Here is a 1,774-nt window from a genome sequence, read left to right as displayed (position 1 = left end):
GCTCATGGCAAAGATAGGAAACGGAAAGCCGAAAAGCAAGAATATTTATAAGAAAATTTAGCAACATGGCGATTATTTTGCGAAAAGTAAATTTTCGATTACATTCCATTTGTTATTTTAAGAAATAGCTTTCAATCCGTAAGCAAGCTCCCCGCGCAACTTTCGGCCTTTATTGAAAAATAAATCAAAATGAACGGATTGATAGCAAATAAGGGCTCCCAGTAACAAGATGAAAGAAGAACCCCCTTTCCGACTGCCGGTTTATTCGCAAAGCTCTGCGACAGCCGCCTGCGGATAGAGCGCGTCGATGCGCCGGGAAAGGCGGTTCATTTCGCCGTCGAGCGTCGAGTGCGTAATGACGGCATAAATCTGCGTGGTGCGGATATTCTTGTGTCCCAGCAGTTTGCTGATAGTTTCGATGGCCACCCCCTGCGAAAGGGTCATCGTCGTCGCAAAGGTGTGGCGGGCCGTGTGGAAAGTGACCCGTTTGGAAATGCCCGCCGCGGCCGCAAGCTGCTCCAGCCGCTTGTTGCACCAGCCGTTGCCGGGCAAACCGAATATCGGTTCGTCGCAGTCTGCGGGCAGATAGCGGCACAAAATGGCCTGCGGCACAGCGAAAAGACGCACGCTGACTTCCGTACCCGTTTTGCGGCGGGTCAAGTCGACCCATGTCTGGCCGCCGTTCTGCTGAATCTGCCGCCGGGTCAGGTGGCAGACGTCGACATAGGAAAGCCCCGTGAAGCAGCTGAACACAAAAGCGTCGCGCACCAGCCGCAACGCCCCGGAGGGCAATTCCAGCCGCATCATTCTGCTTATCTCCGCTTCGTTCAGATAGTTGCGGCTGACGAATTCGCTGTGCAGCTTATACCCGGCGAACGGGTCGTGCGTCAGACAGCCTTTGCTTCGGGCCACCATCAGCACGTGCTTGAGCGCAATCATGTAAATCCAGGCCGTGTTCTTTTTGCGGCTGCACTGCTGGACGATATAGGCATGGAATCCCGTCACGAATCTTTTGTCGAGTTCGGAGAAAGCCAAATCGTCCCGCCGATAGGTCTGCCGCACGTAGCGCTCCAAGTGATGGCAGACACACCTATATTTATTATAAGTAGCCGCACTGCGGCTGACACCCACCATGCGGCGGAACTCCTCGTTGTGGCGACGGAAAAATTCGAGCAGGCAATCGCGGTGCGTAACGCCCAGATAGGCTTCCTTGACCATCGCCGGAGTAACCGCCGAACCGTTCAGAAACAAGGTCCGGTAGCATTGTTCGATCCGGAAACGGATGTCGGCAAGCTGGCGGTTGATTTCGTCGGCGCACCGTCCGCGGCCCGCCACCTGCCCCGTCGCGGCGCACCAGGTTTCCGGGTTCACACTCAGATGCGTCGACAGCTGTACGCGCTGGCCGTTCAGCGTGACACGCGCCATAATCGGCACCCGGCCGTTCTTGAGCGGCGCATTCCTCTTGAGGTAGAAAAGTATTCTGAACGTGCTTCTCATCCGTTTTCTGCTTGGTTTAAGTTCGATTTGCCGCTAAAGGTAACGATTAAGCGACCGCCTTTCGGTGCATGAACCGGACTAAACAGCTTATTTCCGGACGGTTCGAGCGGTCGGCAAGGTTACTTTTTGGCGACTTGTGCGCGCCGGATTCCGGCGCAGACTTCGCCTTTTGTCGCTGAATTTCAAGGGACTGTCCTTTTTTCGGGCCGCCGGGCTTCGGCTTGCATACAAATATCTGAGCAGCAAATGATTGCATCCGCCAATCGGTCCTCTGCGT

At 54.8% G+C, this 1,774-nt stretch carries 2 protein-coding genes; both read right to left on the bottom strand.

Annotated features, from left to right (window positions below):
* Nucleotides 1-261: 261 nt before the first annotated feature.
* A complete protein-coding gene (locus NFR47_RS08510; RefSeq protein WP_251215152.1) occupies nt 262-1,497 on the bottom strand; it encodes a site-specific integrase in 1,236 nt (411 codons plus the stop codon).
* 46 nt (nt 1,498-1,543) lie between these two features.
* On the bottom strand, nt 1,544-1,774 hold a 231-nt coding region (locus NFR47_RS08505; protein WP_251215151.1), incomplete at its 5' end, for a hypothetical protein.

This window comes from Alistipes muris (assembly GCF_943193205.1).
GTDB classification, from domain to species: domain Bacteria; phylum Bacteroidota; class Bacteroidia; order Bacteroidales; family Rikenellaceae; genus Alistipes; species Alistipes muris.
Note: the sequence above shows the minus strand (reverse complement) of the source record. Positions and strands in the feature narration are given on the sequence as shown.

Excerpts from the sequence above, each read along its gene's own strand:
- NFR47_RS08510 (WP_251215152.1), bottom strand. The coding sequence starts at position 1,497 with ATGAGAAGCACGTTCAGAATACTTTTCTACCTCAAGAGGAATGCGCCG.